The sequence below is a fragment of the Idiomarina sp. genome, assembly GCF_019431395.1.
Classification (GTDB): Bacteria; Pseudomonadota; Gammaproteobacteria; order Enterobacterales; family Alteromonadaceae; genus Idiomarina.
In genome coordinates, this window is sequence record NZ_CP080268.1 from 55,660 (window position 1) to 72,906 (window position 17,247).

Genomic DNA, 17,247 nt, shown 5'->3' on the forward strand with positions numbered 1-17,247 from the left:
GCTATTGCAGTAGCAACTCGTAAGGCCGTTTTTTTACTTACTGGTGCCATTGCAAATCCCTGCAACTAAGGTAAAAGTAGTTAGGTTTAACTTTTTTCAAAGATTCACGTCAACCACCGTCCGACCGCGAACTTGGCCCTTGAGTAATTCTGGCGCAAGCTGAAGAACCTGATTGAGGCCAACAGTTTGTGTCATATTATCCAGCATTATCAAGTCTAAATCCTGTGTTAACCGCTCCCATGCTTGCAAGCGATTTTGCATTGGCGCCATAACACTATCGATACCAATTAATTTTATGCCCCTCAAAATGAATGGTGCCACGTTGGTAGGTAAGTCCATTCCCGCTGCTAATCCGCACGCAGTGACCACACCGCCATATTGAGTTTGCGCTATTGCGTTTGCCAATATGTTCGACCCCGCAACATCGATAACGCCCGCATATCGCTGTTTTGCAAGCGGCTTAGCGGAGCCCTCAAGTTCACTACGTGGAAGAACTTCGACGGCACCAAGCGCTTTAAGATAAGCAGCTTGTTCGGGTCGGCCTGATACGGCAATGACGTTATAACCCAATTTACTTAACAGGGATATGGCTACTGAACCAACGCCACCGGCCGCACCGGTGACTAATACCTCACCCGAGCTTGGATCCACATCTTGTTTTTCTAATGCCAACACAGACAACATGGCTGTGTAGCCAGCGGTGCCAATGGCCATGGATTGTTTAAGACTAATGCCGCTTGGTAACGGTACTAACCACTCACTTTTAACGCGCGCTTGTTGAGCTAGTCCGCCGGAGTGTACTTCGCCGATGCCATAGCCATTAACTAATACCTTGTCGCCTATTTCAAATAGATTACTAGATGACTCTGTTACTGTTCCGGCTAAATCAATACCTGGAATCATTGGCCACTCGCGAACTACTCCGGGCTTTTGGCAAATAGCCAATGCGTCTTTATAGTTCAGTGTCGAATATGCAACGTTGATGGTAACATCGCCATCGTTGAGCATCGATTTATCGATCGACGTTAAGGTTGTTGACTGTTCTTTTTCTTTACTAATAACAATTGCATTAAACATACTTAGCTCCTAATTAGACCGATCGTCTATAAAAATTCAAAAAAACTCACTCAGTGAGCGTACTGACAAAGTAATCTGCAAATGATTGTATGGGGGCTGAGTCTTTTTGTAGCTTGCAGTGGAGCACTGCGCCTTCCCAGCCTATCCAAAATAGTTCGCTATACTGATGACAATTTAGCGACTGCGAAATATGTCCATAGGCTTGTTCTTGGCGTAAGTAATGCGCTAACAAGTCACACCATTGCTTGAAAACATCAGCCAACTGAACTCTAAAGCTAGGCGGCAGGGTGTTCAATTCCTGCCCTAAATTACCGACTAAACAACCACGCTGAAATTGATACTTTTCTATACCGCTAATTGCGTCTGCAACGAAATTATGAAAGCCCTCCAAGCCCGAGCTAGGACGTGACAGTAAGTGCTTGCTTAGTTTGTTTTTAAAAAAACGGTTGTAGCTTTCGATGAGCTCTTGGCCGAATGCTTCTTTACTATCGAAATAATAGTAAAAAGACCCTTTTGGAATACTTTCACGCTTTAGAATAGTGTCTAATCCTACACTGGAATATCCAGCCTCCGTTAGCGCTTCAATTCCACCACGCAGCAACCGCTGTCGAGTTTGGTTATGACCGTCTACACTTTTTTTAGGGCGGCCTCTAGGGCGCGTTTGCTGTTTATTAGCTTTCATCTTTAAAAAAATAGACTATCCGTCTATAAAAATCAAGAATAAGCGTTTTATTTATGGCTAGCGCGAAGAAATCCTATTCCAGAAGCTTTACAAGCCTAGTTTAGATACCAAGTGATCATATTCCGGCCTTGTTTTTTACTCTGGTAAAGTGCGATATCAGCTTTTTTGTAAGCTGTATTAAATTCGTCATCTATTGCGAGCTGGGTCGCACCTATAGACAGGGTGACATTAACGACGGTGTCATCCGCCAATAAAACACCATTACCAGCAATCTTTTGCCGAATACTTTCTAATATCGACTGTGCGTTTTGATGTGGAATATTCGTCAAGATAATTGCGAACTCTTCACCACCCACTCGAGACAAACAGTCACTTGAGCGAACTTGTTCTGCAATCTTTCGTGCAGGCAGACTGATGGAAAAACTGGGCTTGGTTAGTTGTCAGATACCCGGTCATAAATATAAGAAAACAGGCGATGAACATGTTGAGATACCGAATTATTTAGAACGACAATTTAACGTTGAAGCGCCGAATCAAGTCTGGTGTGGCGATGTGACCTACATCTGGACAGGTAACCGCTGGGCTTATTTGGCAATTGTTATTGATTTATTTGCCCGTAAACCTGTTGGTTGGGCAATGTCGCTGTCACCAGACAGTACGTTAACCAGCAACGCGCTGAAAATGGCTTATGAGAGCCGTGGGCGACCTAAAGGCGTTATGTTTCATAGCGATCAGGGTAGCCATTATACAAGCAGGAAGTTCCGTCAGACGCTCTGGAAATGCCGGATAAAGCAAAGCTTAAGTCGACGGGGTAACTGCTGGGATAATGCGCCAATGGAGCGCTTTTTCAGAAGCCTGAAGATAGAATGGATGCCAACATATGGTTACCGTTCGTATACTCAGGCACAAAATCATATACTGAAATATTTAATTGGGTATTACAGCCAACTTCGGCCGCATCAGCATAATAACGGTTTGAGTCCGAATCAGGCAGAGCAAAAATACTGGATTAACTATAAACCGGTGGCCAGTTTTTCTTGACCACTACATTGAGCTCAGTGGTTACTTGGCTACAGAACAGCTGTACCCGCTACTATTGATGTGGGTACCGATAAGCTTAATAATACTCTTTATTGTTTATCTTGTACTGAAGCCGGTTAATCGATTCGCCATTCATTTAAGAGCCAGAGCGTTAAACAACCTGTCACCAATTGAGTCAGAACTGCCCAGAGAGTTGACCCCGATAAAGCAGGCAATTAATAAATTATTACATCAAATTAAGATGTTTTCAGAGAGGGAAAAGCGTTTTATTGCTGATGCGTCACATGAGTTACGAACACCGTTAAGCGCAATTCAAGTACATGCGGAAAATATTATTCACGCTGAATCGCTGGAGGATTCCAAACAGTCCGGTAAAGCCATTTTTAGTGCCGTAGAGCGCATGTCGCATTTAGTTAATCAACTCTTGCGCTTAAATCGACTGGATAGTTTGGATAAGTCTACTGATTTCTCCGAGATTGAACTAAAAACGCTTGTTTCTGCAGCCATCAACGCTCTCCCCACAAACACGGTCGAGAATTATCAATGGCAAATCGACGCTCCCACAATCAAGATAGCCTGCAATGAAACTTTGATAATAAGCGCGTTGACCAATCTTCTATCCAACGCCATGAAATTTTCACCCGCAGATTCCAAGATACAAATAAATGCAGTTGAAACATCAGAAAGCATTACTATCAAAATAATGGATCAAGGCACCGGAGTACCCACAGAAATGCTTCAGCGAATGGGAGAGCGGTTTTATCGGTTTCAAGGGCATAGTGGAATCGACGGCTCTGGTCTTGGTTTATCCATTACCTCGAAGATAATACAATTGCACGATGGAAAAATATCATTCAACAATATTCATCCAACCGGATTTGCAGTACAAATAGAGCTTCCAAAAAGCACAGTTTTGGAAGCTAAGTTAAATTCATAAGTTAGGCGATAAGAAATAGTTGCCGTCAGGTTGAGTTGTTCGGATCCTGATGATTTAAACTTTACTTCAAGAATAATGTTTAAGTTACCAAGTCGTTAGCTCTAATTTGGCGATTTCTGTACAAATCTCGGCTTACCATCCCTCTCAAATCCACTAAATTTAGCAGTGTCTCTACCAGGTCATTATCAATTCCGTATTGGCGGTGTGCTTCTTTAATAAATAGATCATCAATGTGCATAATACCGTCGTCAATGGTACAAATTTAGGTGCCCGAGCCTTACTGACGGTACTTGCTCGCGAACAGTCTGAAAATTCTCAATGTTTCACGATGTATTGCATGCAATGAACCCGTATCTTTTGTTTTATAAATGTACTACTGCTCTTGGTAGGAGCCAGCAGCTCGTAGTTGCGAACCCTTCTCAAGCGTACTTTTACTGCTTATTGATCTGCCGTTGGTCTTGTCTTCTCCCTATCAATTGTCTCACCCAGCGCAGCAAGATAATTGGCTAACATCTTTAGTAAACGTTTGAGCGCATAATTTTAAGCCTTCTACCATCGTAAGGTATGGGAAGAGCTCATCAGCCAACTCATTGACTGTCATTCCTGCTCTTATCGCCATTACAGCAGCTTGAATCAACTCACCAGCTTCTCCTGCGACGACTTGAACACCGAGCAGCCGGCCGCTGCCACTTTCTGCGACAATTTTTATAAACCCTTGGGTATCGAAGTTAACCAATGCCCGTGGGACATTTTCAAGGCCCAACGTGCGGCTTTCGGTGACGTAACCACCAGTTTTAGCATCAGCTTCTGATAAACCCACCGTGGCGACTTGTGGATCAGTAAAGATAACCTCGGGCATGGCACTGAGATCAAGATGCGCATCACCGCCCGTCATGTTAATAGCGGCTCGGCTGCCGCCTGCGGCGGCGACATAGACAAACTTCGGCTGATTCGTACAGTCGCCTGCCGCATATACGCTTGAGTTAGAGGTTTGCATGCGATCGTTAATCGTTATGGCACCGCGCTCGGTTTGTACGGCGATGGTTTCTAAATCGAGGTTTTCCGTATTGGGCGTGCGGCCTGTGGCCACGAGCAGTTGTTCTGCTTTTAATGTTCCGGCATTGGTTTTGAGAATGAAGTGTTGTCCGTCGTAACGCACTTCGCTGGCTTCTGTATGCTCAAGCACATTGATGCCTTCGTGATAAAAAACAGTGGCTATTGCCTCACCAATGGCAGGCTCGTCTTGGGATAACACCCGACTGCGAGCCAAAACAGTAACTTCACTACCGAGACGCGCGAAGGCCTGTGCTAATTCAAGAGCAACGACCGAGGCTCCAATAATAGCGAGGCGCTTAGGAATGTTACTTAGCCCTAATGCGCTTGTCGAAGTAAGGTAAGGGGTTTCAGCTAAGCCGGGGATGGGTGGTTGTGCGGGTCGGGCCCCGGTGCCGATAAAAGCACGGTCAAAGTGAACCGTTTGCTCACCGCCATCGCAAAGTGATACGGAAAGAGTTTCATCGTTTATAAAGCGGGCTTCGCCGTTAATAACGGTAATGGCGGAATTCTCTCTAAGAATACTCTGGTATTTGGATTCACGGAGTTCTTCTACCCGAGCCTGTTGTTGCTCGAGGAGAGCTGATCGATTTACCTTAAGAGTATGGGTACTTAAGCCTTTATCAAAAGGGCTTTCTCGCCGCAGTTGGGCGATATGAGCCGCTCGGATCATGATTTTAGACGGGACACAGCCAATATTGACACAAGTTCCGCCAATAGTACCTCTCTCAATGAGCGTCACTCGGGCACCTCCCTCGGTCGCTTTGAGTGCCGCAGCCATCGCACTGCCGCCGCTACCAATGACAGCAATGTGTAAATTGTTATTACTCATAACGGTTACTCCTTGGTCTTTCAGTTTTACAGCAGCTATAAGGCATTGTGATGTTTCATGACTGATTTTTTGGTGCCGTTGCTTTCAGTGTTGATGGGTATCCTGCATTTGTCGTGGCTTCAGTTAGCTCCTCAACTGACGTCTTTGCGTCGTCGAATGTCACGGTTGCATCCCGCTCTTCAAAACGGACATCGACGGCGCTCACACCTGCAACTTGGCCAAGTGCAGCTTTGACAGTAATTGGGCAGGTGACGCATGTCATACCGGGTACTGATAGCGTAACCGTTTTCTCAACCGCCAATGCGGGCATGCTAAACAGTAAAAATAAAATGGTTGTTATCATTGTTTTTTTCATCGTGTATTGCCTCCTAGTAAAACAAAGGAACAACATAGGGGTAAGCCAATGCTGTTAAAGTAAGCACCGCAACGAGCCAAAACATCACTTTGTAGCTCTTACGAGCATTTGGCGTTGCGCAGGTGTTATCAGGGTTGCAGTCATCAGCACGCCGGTATATTCGACGCCAGGCAAAGAATATGGCAATCAATGCAATGGTAATAAAAATGGGTCGATAAGGCTCAAGTGCTGTGAGGCTCCCAATCCAGGCCCCGGATACACCGAGTGCAAGTAATATGAGGGGACCCAGACAACACGCAGATGCCAGAGTCGCTGCGATCCCTCCCGCGAGAAGAGAGCCCCGACCAGATTTTGAATTTGACATAAGAGTAACTCCTTCGGGCATTTTGCTTTAATGTGTTAATCTTAAACCCGTACCTCACTACGGAAGCAATAGCTATGTTAAAAAAACGCAACGTAATGACAATTGGCACGCTGGCCAAAACAGCCGGCGTGGGCGTGGAAACGGTGCGCTATTATCAGCGCCGAGGGCTAATGAGCGAGCCGGAAAAGCCGTATGGGGGGATCCGACATTACGACGAACAAGCGCTTGCTCGGCTTCATTTTATTCGCGCGTCTCAATGGCTTGGATTTAGTCTGGATGAAATTGGTGAGCTATTAACTCTGCAAGATGGCGCTCATTGCGATGAGGCACGGGAGCTTGGGGAGCAAAAGCTCACCAGTGTTCGTCGAAAGATATCGCACTTACAGCAAATTGAACGAGCGTTGAATGAGCTGGTGCAAAAATGCAGCGCCGGACACGGAGATGTCTATTGTCCACTGATGGCCTCGCTTAATGACGGGGTTGAGGACGCTACCACGGACAAACATAAGGTGCGTTAGTCTGTGTAGTAAAACTTTTGAGCGGAGTTCTTTAACTGAATTGCTTTATAGCTAACGCCAGCCATACACAAGAATCCCCATACCGGTTAGCACAAACGCCGTGCCAATCAGGTCGAAATTGGATAGTGGCGATTTATCGACAATTCGCAGCCACACTATGGCGGTTAACACGTAAATACCGCCGTAGGCTGCGTAAACGCGTCCGCTTTCCGCCGGATGAAGTGTTAACAAGTAAGCAAATAAGGCTAAGCTCACTGCCGCCGGAATGAGCAACCAAACCGAATGGCCCTCTTTGAGCCATAGGTAGGGTAAATAGCAACCGACAATTTCTGCAATTGCGGTTGCGATAAATAACCCGAGTGTCTTTATTAAAAATATTGAGCTCATTACGAATCCTGGTGATTACCCGCAACACCCAGAAATATCGTCTTTTTCACCTGTCTTTACAGCTATCGCGTCTTTGATGATGCGAATAGCAGAGTGCAGTACAATGATGGCTATGACAGTTGCGATGAGTAAGTCAGGCCATGCCGCATGGAGCTGGGCGACGAGCATCGCAGAGACAATAACACCGACATTCATGATCATGTCATTGCGTGAACAAATCCAGCTGGCGCGAATGTTAATATCGCCGTTTCGGGAGCGATATAGAAGGGCAAAGCAAACGATGTTTACCAGTAATGCAAGCCCCGCTATTGAGAGCATGACAAAGGTTTCGGGCTGACTACCAAATGCCAGTTTAAGGATGACATCCAATAACACCGCCAGAGCTAATAATGTTTGCAGTATGCCGTTTAAAATAGCGGCATTGACTTTATATTTAATGGCTTTGCCAACAGCGTATAAGCTCACAGCATAAACCAAAGTATCGGCAAGCATATCCAGCGAATCAGCAATAAGACCACTGGATTCAGCCATCCAACCCGCAATGAACTCAACAAAGAACATGACGCCATTAAGGACTAGAACCGTCCATAACAACCTGCGTTGAGAGTTATCCATTTCGGCTTGCGCTGAACTTCCGCAACATGATGACATTGGAACAACCTAAAACGATTTCGATATACCTACAGTTTATCACACGTTAACACGAGTTTCAGCGCTGGTTTTATGGTGGATTATTAGATAAAGTGGCCGTTACGAAAATATATTGGTTGCTCATATTGGTCTTATTAACACACAGCTTTTTTACCTCTGCATCTGCTTCTTTCCATATTTAAGACTCGGGTCACCAAAGTGTCGATGTTGTGTTTGGAGAATATGATATCGAGCATCAATTTCATGCGCACATCTGGTGTATTACTGGCTCGTCTTGAACAAAAATAATGCACTCATTATCAGTTGTCCCTACAGGCTTCATCAGGATCTTCTAGTTCTACCGTTGTATGGCTTAAAGCATAGGGCGCAAGGACGTCATCGATGCGCTGTTTTAAATCGCTACGGGCCTCGATATCAAGGTTTTTAGATAACACCAAATGAACGGTTAATACATGCTCCTCGCCATCTAGTGACCAAAAATGCAGATGGTGTAGGTCAGCGACATGAGGTAGCTCCAGTAAAGCGTCCGCGACTTGTTTGTAGGTTTTTTTGTCTGGCGTGGCCTGTATGAAGAGTTTCAGTGTTGCCCACAGGTTGCGTAGTACATTCACTAAAATAAATAGAGTAAAGCCAATCGACAATATAGGGTCGAGAATCGGCCAGTCTACGAACAGCAAAACAAGACCAACGATAAGTACAGCAACCCAGCCGAAAACATCCTCCAGCAAGTGCCAGTTAATAACGCGTTCGTTTAACGTTTTGCCCTCTGACAATTTGTAAGCAGCAAATCCATTAACTGTAATGCCAACGACGGCTAAAGCAATCATGCCATCAGCGACGGGCATCTGAGGGTTCCAGAGTCTGGGAATTGCTTCCACAAGTACCCAGGCAGAGCCTGCGATTAACACAACGGCATTAATAAATGCACCGGCAAGATTCAGTCTTTTATAACCGTAGGTAAAGTGTTGGTTAGCCTGTTTTTTGCCAAGTTTATTTAGTATCCACGCGAGACCTAACGACAGGCTATCGCCAAGATCATGAACGGCATCAGCTAAAATGGCGGTACTGTTGGTAAGAAAACCACCAATGAACTCAATAATGGTAAAAACAAAGTTAAGCAGGAATGCCCAACCTAATCGGTTGGACGGCATGTCCTTTGAGTGATCATGGTTATGGTGATGTCCCATAATACGTTCCTCTTTTAATAAAAGGGGGCGACAATAACCGCCCCCTTAAATGCTATTGAACCCTAACGGCTCAGATCCTTAATTTTTTGTTTCGAAAACCAAGGATAGAGCACGGGTAAGATAACCAATGTCAGCAGAGTAGCTGATACCAAACCACCAACAATGACGGTAGCCAGTGGGCGTTGAATTTCAGCCCCTGCACCGGTTGCAAACAGCATGGGAATGAGTCCTAACGCTGAGGTTATTGCTGTCATTAATACCGGGCGTAGTCGCGACCACGCGCCATCAAACACGGCATCATTAACCGCATGCCCATCGGTTATTCTCTGGTTAATACTCTCGACCAGAACCACACCGTTTAGTACCGCCACACCAAACAGTGTGATGAAACCCACGGCGCTGGGCACCGATAAGTACTGTCCTGACACATAGAGTGCCACAATACCGCCGATGACTGCCAATGGTACATTCACCAAAATCAACATGGCTTGACCCATGGTGCCGAAAGCAAAATAAAGCAGCAGGGCGATGAGTGCCAGCGATATGGGAACGACAATGGACAAGCGCTCCTGTGCTCGTTGTTGACTTTCGAACTGGCCACCAATATCGACTGAGTAACCGGTTGGTAAATCCACCTTCTCGTCAATCGCCTTCCTAATATCGGCAACCACGCTACCCATGTCACGACCCTGAACGTTCGATTGAATTACAACGCGACGCTGTACATCATCACGACGGATTTGCGGTGGTCCTGATTCAATTGCAACGTTGGCGACTTCGCCTAAGGTTACCCAGGCCCCTGAGGGAGTTAACAGGCGTAACGAACGAATAGACTCCGGCGTATCGCGGAATTGCTTGGCCAGCCGCACGTAAATATCATAGCGCTCATTACCGCGAATGATCTGGCCTGCCGAAGCGCCACCCAAGCCATTGTCGACAACGCTCAGTACATCGGTGACATTTAAGCCGTAGCGTGAGAGTTGCTGGCGTTTCGGCGAAACCACGAGTTGTGCTTCACCTTTTATTTGCTCCATCGCTACAGCAACCGCCCCGTCAACTTGCTTGACGGCACCTTCTATTTCCTGGCCTTTACGGGCCAACACGTCAAGCTCGGGTCCAAATAGTTTGATGGCTAGCTGCGATTTTACACCTGAGAGCAGTTCATCAACCCGTGTTGCAATAGGTTGTGAAAAATTAAACAACAAGCCTGGGTGAGCATCTAGTTTTGCCTCCATTTTTTCTTGTAAGGCGTAGCGATCGGATGCCGTTGTCCATTCGGATTGCGGCTTAAGGCCCACATATATCTCGATGTTGCTGATAGGCTCTGGATCACCGCCCACTTCAGCTCGTCCAATGCGGCTGAGTGCGTAGGTGGTTTCCGGGAACGACATCAGGATTTTTTCAAGCTTCGGAGCCACCTCTAAGGCCGTTTCAAGGTTAGAGGAGGGGGCTAATGTCACGCGAATATTAATCGTGCCTTCTTCCAATTCGGGCGCAAATTCTGTGCCGAGACGAGGCACTAACACCAAAGCGCCGACAAACAGCACACCGGCCAGGGTAATAACAGCCTTTTTACTGCGTAACGCCACCGATAATAGTCTTTTATAACCATTATCTAGTGGTTTAAGCAGTTTATTTTCACGAGGCTTAATACCCCGACTGAAAAAGTAACTGGCTAATGCCGGTACAACCATGATGGCCACAAAAACCGCGGAGATAATGGCCAACATAATACTGATAGCCATGGGCTCAAATAATTTAGCTTCAACACCCTGAAAACTAAACAGTGGCATAAAGACCACCAAGATAATCATGGCGGCAAAGAATACCGGTCGTGCCACTTCGTTCGCCGCTTCCTTAACTCGCAGCTTGATACCATGGCTATCGAGTTTGGCTGCCTGAGGATCTGGGTCGCGGTGCTCTGTGCGTTGCTCGGCGTCGTCTTGGTGTTCACTATCCGGACGACTTAAGTGCTTAAAGATATTTTCAACCATCACCACGGAGCCGTCGACCAGCATACCAATGGCAACAGCAATCCCGCCCAGCGACATCAGGTTAGCTGACATGCCCATCGCGGACATTACCATCAGGGCAATGGCGATAGAAACGGGAATGGACAGTAACACTAAAAAAGTAGCGCGTATGTTGAGCAAAAACAGTGCTAATACTGCGATAATAAAGACAAAGGCAATGAGCAGTGAATACGCGACCGTAGATACGGCTTTTTGTATTAAATCGGCCTGATCATAATACGGCTCAAAGGTGACACCCTCGGGTAATGCTTGCTGAATAAGCGGAATGCGCTTTTTAATACCGTCGATAGTGGCTTTGGTATTCGAGCCCATGCGTTTGAGCACAATACCCGATACCACTTCGCCCAGCTGGTTGACCTCGCCGTCGACTTTACGCGACATTGAGACCGCCCCCTGGCGAATTTCACTACCGATTTCGACGTCGGCAACCTGGCCCAGTGTTACGGAAACGCCGTCAACGGTTTTGAGCGGTATTTGTCGTATTTGTTGCAGGCCTTTTTTACCGCTATCCAACCAACCGGTGCCGCGAATAACCAACTGCTCCTGACCGCGGGGCATATACCAACCACCAACGTTACCGTTATTCTTGTTGACCGCGCCCATTACGTCTTGCTGGGTAAGGTCGTAAGACAACAGCTTAGCGGGATTGAGGTTAACCTGATATTGCTTAACCTTACCGCCAAAGGACAAGACTTCGGTAATCCCCTCAACGGGCATTAGTAGCAGTTTAACCACATAGTCGTTAAGACTGCGTAGCTCCATACTGCTGACACCGGAGCCCGGTTCGGCAAGTAGCAGATACTGATAAACCTGGCCGAGGCCGGAAGAGTTAGGACCCATTTCGGGTGTACCTACGCCTTCGGGTATCAGCTCCTTTGCCGCCTGCAGTCGTTCAAACACCAGTTGCCGGGCAAAGTAGATATCGACACTCTCGTCAAACACGACGGTAATGCCCGATAAACCTGTTTTTGAGATTGACCGAACCTCTTTGACGTCGGGCAGAGCATACATCACCGACTCTATCGGATAGGTAATCAGCTGCTCGACTTCGGTCGCTGCTAACCCGGGGGCCTCCGTATTTACCGTTACCTGAACGTTGGTAACATCGGGGAAGGCATCCAGATTAAGTTTGGGAATAACAAAAAATGACGCAATGCTGATGCTGAATAAAGCCAATACCAATAACAGGCGATTAGCGACAGCAAACTGAATAATGCGCTGAAACATACAACCTCCTGTTAGTGGTTATGTGGGTCAAAACCGCCTTTAGCGATTTGAGAGCGAACGAAAAACGCGCCGTTGTCTACGTATTCTGTGCCTTCCTTAACGCCTCGAATAACTTTCCACGGACCCTTTTCATCAACCAACTCGACTTTCTTCGGTTCAAATTTTCCGGGTTCGTGCTCAATGAATATCTGCCAGTCACCATCAGGCGCCCGCATCAAGGCTGAGTCCTTAACTGCAAGCACCGGACCATCCGACTTGACTGAGAAATAAACATCCGCAAATAAACCAGGATGTAATTGGTCCTTTTCGTTATTTACCGCAAGTCGTACCGTTCGGGTGCGGGTTTTATGGTCTATTGTGTGGCCTTCCTGAATGACTTTTGCCGCAAAGCGCTGATTGTCGACACTCACTGTAACAGGATCACCAAACTGCACATTAAGGTCAGCTGAGCCTGGTAGACGAGCATTAACCCACAAGGTTTCTTCTTGCAGCACTTCAACCAAGTGATTACCGGCATTAACTTGCTGACCCTGCTTGAAGTTATCGCTAACCACAATCCCGTCAAGTTCTGAGGTCAGTTGGTATTCGCCGATAGGGTAGTCAGGTTTACTTAAATGCTTAATATCACTGGCTGACATACCAAATGCTTTGAGTTGCGCTTGCGCTGAGGTAAAGGCGTTTTTCGCTTCGACAAAGCGTTTTTCACCCACCGTTGACTCACCGAGCGACTGCACGCGTTGCCATTCGTTAAGTGTGACCAAATACTGACTTTGCGCCTCCGCCATGATCGCGCTGAAGAGGGTGGCTAGTGGTTCACCTTTTTCGACGTGGTCGCCAATACTGACAAAACGTTTGAGCACGGTCGAATCGATGCGCGGACTCACGATATAGCTATTAAAGTCGTTAGCAACCACCTCGCCCGGGGCATAAACCGGATATTCAATGACTTGAGTTTGCAAGGTTCGCGTGGTGATATCTGCCATGGATAGCTGCTTGCTGGATAGCTCCACGCCTGAGCTTTCCTTATGTTCACCTTGCTCGTGTTTGCCTTCTTCCTTGTGGGTATCTTCTTTTTCGTCGTGTCCGTGTTCATCCTGCGCCATAACCGAAAAGCTCAGCGCAAGTGCTATTGCTGCGTATAAAGGTTTTACTGACATCGTTTACTCTCCAATCTCTGCGTTTGTTGGCTGGCTTAACGGCGATAACGTCAGTGCTTTACTGAGTTCGCCCGAACGGTACAACCATTCAATGGCGGCCAACCGATATTGTGTTTGCAGCGCTATCCCTGCAAATTGGCTATCGAGCTGCTGTTGCACAGCGGTGAGGTAGTCTGTGGTGGATAGGTCACCGGCGAGCCAGGACTGCTCAATCACCTGCATCGACTCATCCTGCCGAGATTGAAAGTCTCTTTGCCAGCTTTGCCACTGTTTTTTCACAAAACGATAATTGTTAAGAGACGATTTCAGTGCTGCTTGCCATTGTTGCCTTAGTGCAATCAAACGTTTTTCTTCAGCAACAGCTTCGCTATTGGCTGCGCGCACCGCATCGCTGTAGTTATTGCGAACCTGTAGTGGAATGCTGAATGATAAGCCAATTACTGTTTCGTTATCGCTCTCGCCCGCTTCGACGCCTACGGTTGGGTTGGCGGTGGTTAACGAGCGTTTCCAGTCGACATCGGCGCGCTTTAATTGCCATTGCAGGTAAGCGGCTTTTAACGCTGGATGTTGTTGCCAACGAGCCGTTAACGCAGGTTCAACGTTAAATAGCTCCTCATTAATGGAGAGTTGACCGACATCAGACGTTGTTAGCAGAGCGTTTAACTCTGCTTCAGCGGATTGCAGTTGTTGATAAGCCGCTGCCGTTTGTTGCAGTTGCCGACTTAGCGCGAGTACCGTCAGTTGTTCGTCGACGGCACCTAAGTCACCGGCTTTACGTCGTTCGGCAACCAGGCTTATCGCCTGTTTAACGATTTTCTCTTGCTGCTTGGCCAGTGCGTAACGCTGTTTTGCGTCCAGCCATTGCACATAGGCATTCAACAAAGTTTTAGCATGCGATGTCGCCGACTGGCGATAAATACTCACTGCCATAGCCGTCATGGCGTCACTCTGACTGGCCCTTGCTTCATTGCGAGTGCTCCAGTCCAGCGTCTGGCTTAGACCAACAGCGTAATTATTGATGTCACCCTCGCGCTCTAAGCGTGACGATAAGCTAGGGTTGTACAAAGGCTGATTTAATTGTTTGCCCTGTTGGATCAGCGCTTCAGCCTGCTGTTGAGCGGCTTCAACACTGGGGTGTTGCTGCACAGTTTTTTGCCATTGCTCGGGCAACTGTTGTGCATTGGCGTAGCTTGAACTTATTGCCAGACTTACGGCAACAAACAAGCGTTTGCTATGTGTCGAAAACGGACCCATAGATAGACTCCTCAGTCATATTACTGCGTAAAATAATGATTTAGTTGCGCTGCTAAAGCAGCGTATTAGGCAGCTATGAGGAGATGGGAGGCCGGAACAGCGGCGATGATAGTGGGTTAGTGTAAAACTCAGTATACCCAAGACGTATTGTGCCCATTCGTGGTAACGCGAGAGTTTTTTCAGCCTTCATGGCATATAAATGAAATGAACCATGGCAGTGACAGCAATGATGGTAGTCAAAGCTGATTTCGCCACTTTTAGGGAGATTGCGCTTATCGATGTGGGATTCGTCATGCTCAAAATTGAGGTGTTGCTCAGAAGAGGATTGGTGAGATTGATGCACATCAGCAACCGCCTGACTGATTTGAGTCAGAACAGCAACAAGCACCAGTATTAAAAATCCGAGTCTAAGCATCATTACCTACAGTTCTAAATAAGCAGCTTAACGGTACATTAATTAAAAATAGTTATCAACTAGTGCATTCTGAATCGCCACTAGTTCACTAGACACTCAGTAGCCTAACGAAGCTCCGCTGGACAACCTTAAAAAATTGTGTAAGTACGTTGTGTAACCTCCGGAAATTTAGACGTCTCGGTTACAACTAACAGATTCTATTTCATCAATTTTATTAAGAACTGTACACGCAATAACTTTGCTTTGGCCAGTACAACTTGTTCTAATTGAAGTGAGTTGCTTCTCAAGATCTTGCAAAGAAGTAATTTGAGAGCGTATGTGCATTATGTGTTCATCAATCAGGGTATTAACGGCTGAGCAAGGTTGATGTGGATTGTCTTGATAATCTTGTAATCTGCGGGTTTCAGATAATGAAAGGCCTATAGCTCTGCAGCTACATACAAACTTAAGTCTTTTGTAATGTTTTTCAGTGTATACTCGATATCCGTTATAACTACGAGCTGGTAAAGGTAACAAACCCTTTTTTTCATAGAACCTTATTGTCTGGGTTTGAATTCCTAATAAGTCTGCTAGTTGACCAATACGCATAAGAAAATTTCCTATCTAGTTAAGTAATTTCTTGACCTTATAGTAACTTTATAGTTTTTAATTGTGAAACTATATATTTAAGGTAAGTAATACGATGGCTAGTTCCTTTGATACGGTTCGAACAAATGGCGACTCAAAAAATGCCTACGAAGAGTCAGGTAAACGGCTCATCGTTTACTCTGTAGCAAAAATGGATTGCCCATCAGAAGAACGAATGATTCGCTTGGCACTGAATGGGTTTGAGGAAATTCATTCATTATCCTTCGACTTGTCAAACCGTCGGCTGAAGGTATTACATGATGGTGAGACAGCCTTTATTACTTCTAAATTAGAGACTCTAGGTTTGGGTGCCTCGCTTGAAAGAGACACTGCTGCGGACTCCGAGGCAATCAAAGCTGAGGAGTTTTCGGCAAGTTCGGATAAGCAGGAGTCCCGCACCTTGTGTTGGTTGCTCACCATCAATACTCTTCTGTTCTTGGTGGAAATGACTGCCGGACTGCTTTGGCAGTCTGCTGGTTTGATTGGGGAATCTTTAGATAATTTTGCCGATGCGGCAGTTTACGGGCTTTCTCTTTATGCCGTAGCGCGTAGTGTTAATATGCAAATACGTGCTGCGCACCTAGCTGGCGTACTACAACTGGTTTTGGCTCTGGGTGTACTTGCAGAAGTTGTGAGACGCTTCGTATTCGGGAGTGAACCTGAGTCACTTGCGATGATGGGGATTGCATTTGTCGCGTTGATTGGCAATACCATCTGTCTTCTACTTATCTCCAAACATAGAGGAGGTGGTGCGCATATGAAAGCAAGTTGGATTTTTTCAGCTAATGATGTAGTGATTAACCTTGGCGTAATCATCGCTGGCATCCTCGTTGCGTTGACCGGGTCGAATTACCCAGATCTTATTATAGGTAGCATAGCAGGTTTAATCGTGCTTAACGGGTCAAGACGCATTTTTGCACTGAAGGGGAACTGAATGTCCTGCGTTGATAAAGGATTTTCGCCCTATATTTCTCTGTTAATTTCTGGTTTAACTGTAGTCCTTGACCAAGTGTTCAAGTGGCAGACGCAGCAATCAATAGCTTACGGTGATTCGATTTCATTGACCCCTTTTTTCAATTGGGTACACACTTGGAACACTGGTGCGGCATTTGGCCTGCTTTCAAATGGTGGAGGTTGGCAGCGCTATTTTTTTATTGGGGTTGCTCTGCTAATGTCTGTGGCTTTAACGAGGTTGATCTTTAATAAAGTAAGTAAACGGGATGGCATTAGTTACGGGCTGATTCTTGGGGGGGCGGTTGGGAACCTCATTGACCGACTGTTTCGTGGCTATGTTGTCGACTCCTTTCATCTAGGTTGGCAAACGTGGCAATTGCCAGTTTTTAATATTGCCGATATTGCAATTACCCTAGGAGTTATCCTATTACTGTTAAGCAACTTGCAGGTCTCAATGATACCGAATCTACCGGGTTCTAAGTAAATAGTAAGTATA

General features: G+C 46.3%; 18 protein-coding genes and 1 pseudogene. 6 read left to right on the plus strand and 13 right to left on the minus strand.

Features of this window, described 5'->3' with window-relative positions; all coding sequences use genetic code 11:
* Nucleotides 1–96 precede the first annotated feature (96 nt).
* The 3 genes from KZ771_RS00250 to KZ771_RS00260 all read right to left on the minus strand — a co-directional run bounded on the left by KZ771_RS00250 (nucleotide 97) and on the right by KZ771_RS00260 (nucleotide 2,115).
* The gene (locus KZ771_RS00250; RefSeq protein ID WP_290569114.1) at nucleotides 97–1,077 is read right to left on the minus strand and encodes an MDR family oxidoreductase; all 981 of its coding nucleotides are present in this window, start codon (nucleotides 1,075–1,077) and stop codon (nucleotides 97–99) included.
* Nucleotides 1,078–1,123: 46 nt separating this feature from the next.
* Nucleotides 1,124–1,759 (minus strand): TetR/AcrR family transcriptional regulator, encoded by a 636-nt coding sequence (locus tag KZ771_RS00255; RefSeq protein WP_290654033.1) that lies wholly within the window; start codon nucleotides 1,757–1,759, stop codon nucleotides 1,124–1,126.
* A gap of 95 nt (nucleotides 1,760–1,854) precedes the next feature.
* Entirely contained in the window at nucleotides 1,855–2,115 is a 261-nt protein-coding gene (locus KZ771_RS00260; protein ID WP_290569121.1) for a diguanylate cyclase, read from the minus strand.
* Nucleotides 2,116–2,155: 40 nt separating this feature from the next.
* On the opposite strand from KZ771_RS00260, the pseudogene KZ771_RS00265 reads away from it, so the two are divergent.
* Nucleotides 2,156–2,800 (plus strand): annotated as a pseudogene (locus tag KZ771_RS00265) (IS3 family transposase); the annotation flags it as partial.
* A 25-nt stretch (nucleotides 2,801–2,825) separates the two neighbouring features.
* Complete coding sequence (locus KZ771_RS00270; RefSeq protein ID WP_290569116.1) at nucleotides 2,826–3,737, plus strand: ATP-binding protein; 912 nt, start codon at nucleotides 2,826–2,828, stop codon at nucleotides 3,735–3,737.
* 481 nt (nucleotides 3,738–4,218) lie between these two features.
* Here KZ771_RS00270 and merA read toward each other — a convergent pair whose 3' ends face one another.
* The 3 genes from merA to merT are packed head-to-tail and all read right to left on the minus strand — an operon-like array spanning nucleotide 4,219 to nucleotide 6,341.
* Nucleotides 4,219–5,622 (minus strand): mercury(II) reductase, encoded by a 1,404-nt coding sequence (merA, locus tag KZ771_RS00275; RefSeq protein WP_290654034.1) that lies wholly within the window; start codon nucleotides 5,620–5,622, stop codon nucleotides 4,219–4,221.
* Nucleotides 5,623–5,677: 55 nt separating this feature from the next.
* Complete coding sequence (gene merP, locus KZ771_RS00280) at nucleotides 5,678–5,977, minus strand: mercury resistance system periplasmic binding protein MerP (protein ID WP_365996494.1); 300 nt, start codon at nucleotides 5,975–5,977, stop codon at nucleotides 5,678–5,680.
* Between the two features lie 13 nt (nucleotides 5,978–5,990).
* The gene (merT, locus tag KZ771_RS00285; protein WP_011234881.1) at nucleotides 5,991–6,341 is read right to left on the minus strand and encodes a mercuric ion transporter MerT; all 351 of its coding nucleotides are present in this window, start codon (nucleotides 6,339–6,341) and stop codon (nucleotides 5,991–5,993) included.
* 74 nt (nucleotides 6,342–6,415) lie between these two features.
* Here merT and merR point away from each other — a divergent pair, with 74 nt between their 5' ends.
* Nucleotides 6,416–6,859, plus strand: coding sequence for an Hg(II)-responsive transcriptional regulator (gene merR, locus KZ771_RS00290; RefSeq protein ID WP_011234880.1), 444 nt, complete (start codon nucleotides 6,416–6,418; stop codon nucleotides 6,857–6,859).
* A gap of 51 nt (nucleotides 6,860–6,910) precedes the next feature.
* Here the strand turns inward: merR and KZ771_RS00295 are convergent, their stop codons facing one another.
* The 6 genes from KZ771_RS00295 to KZ771_RS00320 form a co-directional block, all read right to left on the minus strand.
* A complete protein-coding gene (locus KZ771_RS00295) occupies nucleotides 6,911–7,246 on the minus strand; it encodes a YnfA family protein (protein ID WP_290654035.1) in 336 nt (111 codons plus the stop codon).
* A 15-nt stretch (nucleotides 7,247–7,261) separates the two neighbouring features.
* A complete protein-coding gene (locus KZ771_RS00300; RefSeq protein WP_034734464.1) occupies nucleotides 7,262–7,897 on the minus strand; it encodes a cation diffusion facilitator family transporter in 636 nt (211 codons plus the stop codon).
* Nucleotides 7,898–8,196: 299 nt separating this feature from the next.
* A complete protein-coding gene (locus KZ771_RS00305) occupies nucleotides 8,197–9,084 on the minus strand; it encodes a cation diffusion facilitator family transporter (RefSeq protein WP_290654036.1) in 888 nt (295 codons plus the stop codon).
* A gap of 62 nt (nucleotides 9,085–9,146) precedes the next feature.
* Complete coding sequence (locus KZ771_RS00310) at nucleotides 9,147–12,344, minus strand: CusA/CzcA family heavy metal efflux RND transporter (protein WP_290654037.1); 3,198 nt, start codon at nucleotides 12,342–12,344, stop codon at nucleotides 9,147–9,149.
* Between the two features lie 11 nt (nucleotides 12,345–12,355).
* A complete protein-coding gene (locus KZ771_RS00315; protein WP_290654038.1) occupies nucleotides 12,356–13,501 on the minus strand; it encodes an efflux RND transporter periplasmic adaptor subunit in 1,146 nt (381 codons plus the stop codon).
* Nucleotides 13,502–13,504: 3 nt separating this feature from the next.
* Complete coding sequence (locus KZ771_RS00320) at nucleotides 13,505–14,755, minus strand: TolC family protein (RefSeq protein ID WP_290654039.1); 1,251 nt, start codon at nucleotides 14,753–14,755, stop codon at nucleotides 13,505–13,507.
* A 211-nt stretch (nucleotides 14,756–14,966) separates the two neighbouring features.
* On the opposite strand from KZ771_RS00320, the gene KZ771_RS00325 reads away from it, so the two are divergent.
* Nucleotides 14,967–15,152 carry a hypothetical protein gene (locus KZ771_RS00325; RefSeq protein WP_006956204.1) on the plus strand — a complete coding sequence of 62 codons (186 nt, stop codon included), beginning with the start codon at nucleotides 14,967–14,969 and terminating at the stop codon, nucleotides 15,150–15,152.
* A gap of 186 nt (nucleotides 15,153–15,338) precedes the next feature.
* Here the strand turns inward: KZ771_RS00325 and cadR are convergent, their stop codons facing one another.
* Entirely contained in the window at nucleotides 15,339–15,758 is a 420-nt protein-coding gene (cadR, locus tag KZ771_RS00330) for a Cd(II)/Pb(II)-responsive transcriptional regulator (protein ID WP_011234874.1), read from the minus strand.
* Between the two features lie 94 nt (nucleotides 15,759–15,852).
* Between cadR and KZ771_RS00335 the strand changes: the two genes are divergently transcribed.
* Together KZ771_RS00335 and lspA are read left to right on the plus strand one after the other, a co-directional pair.
* Nucleotides 15,853–16,731: a cation transporter gene (locus tag KZ771_RS00335; RefSeq protein WP_034818152.1), complete on the plus strand. Its 879-nt coding sequence runs from the start codon at nucleotides 15,853–15,855 to the stop codon at nucleotides 16,729–16,731.
* Nucleotides 16,732–17,235 (plus strand): signal peptidase II, encoded by a 504-nt coding sequence (lspA, locus tag KZ771_RS00340; protein ID WP_290571848.1) that lies wholly within the window; start codon nucleotides 16,732–16,734, stop codon nucleotides 17,233–17,235. It begins immediately after the preceding gene.
* The last annotated feature ends 12 nt before the right edge of the window (nucleotides 17,236–17,247 follow it).